This is a genomic window from Methylobacterium sp. WL120, assembly GCF_008039465.1.
GTDB classification, from domain to species: Bacteria; Pseudomonadota; Alphaproteobacteria; order Rhizobiales; family Beijerinckiaceae; genus Methylobacterium; species Methylobacterium cerastii.
Map to the genome: position 1 here is coordinate 1 of NZ_VRUT01000352.1, position 1,084 is coordinate 1,084.

Sequence of the window (1,084 nt, forward strand, 5' to 3'; positions counted from 1 at the left end):
CCGCCGGGCGGTTCGGCGCCCCGCCAGCGCCGGGGCCGGCGGTCGCCCTCGACCTGCGGGCCGAACGGCTCGACCTCGGGCGCGGCCTCGTCGCCACGGGCGCCGCCGCGGCGCTCGGGCTCGAGGATGGCACGCTGAGCGTGCGCGACCTCTCGGCCAAGCTCGCCGAGGGCCGGATCGCCGGTTCGGCGAGCCTGTCGCGGCGCGGCGGCCTCGCAGTGATCGCGGGCGAGGGCACCGTCGCCGACGTGGCGATCCCGGCGCTGGCCGACGGCGGGCCGCTCGGCGGCCGGCTCTCCGCCGCCCTGCGCTTCGGCACCTCCGGCGAGGATGTCGCGGCCCTGGCGGCAAACCTTTCGGGCACGGGCAGCGGCACGCTGGCCGCCCTCAACCTGCCCGAGACCGATCCCGCCGCGATCGGCCGGGCGCTCGCCCGCGCGCTCCAGATCGAGGACCCGTTGCGCGACGGCCGGCTCCAAGCCCTCGTCGCGGAGGAGCTGTCGAAGGCCGCCGCCGGCACGACGCAGCCGGCGTCCGCGCCGGCGACCGTCATCGGCGGGACCCTGCGGGCCGGCCCGCTCGACCTCGATCTCGGCGCGGCGCGCTGGAGCGGGACGCTGGGCTACGATTTCCGGACGAGCCGGCTCGACGCCCGCGGCACGCTTTCGGGCGGCACGGCGCCGAAGGGCTGGGGCGGCGGCCCGCCCGCGATCCAGCTCGGGCTCGCCGGCCCGCTCGCCGCGCCCGAGCGCAGCCTCGATGTCGGCCCCCTCACCAACGGCCTCGCCGCCCTGGTGCTGCAGCGCGAGCTGGAAACGATCGAGCTGATCGAGGCCGACCAGACCGAGCGTCAGCGCCGCCGCGCCCGGATCGAGATGGACAAGGCGCGCGCCGCCGCCCTCAAGGCCGCGGCGGACAAGGCGGCTGCCGAGAAGGCTGCAGCGGACAAGGCGACGGCGGACAAGGCGACGGCGGACAGGGCGATGGCGGACAAGGCCGCGGCGGAGGAGGCGGCGCGCCAAGCCCGGCTCAAGGCCCAGGCCGCCGAGGAGGCCGCCCGCCGCGGCCTTGTCCGCCATCGCCC

General features: G+C 78.5%; 1 protein-coding gene. It reads left to right on the top strand.

Features of this window, described 5'->3' with window-relative positions; genetic code table 11:
* On the top strand, positions 1-1,084 hold a 1,084-nt coding region (locus FV229_RS26955), incomplete at both ends, for an AsmA-like C-terminal region-containing protein (RefSeq protein WP_246688361.1).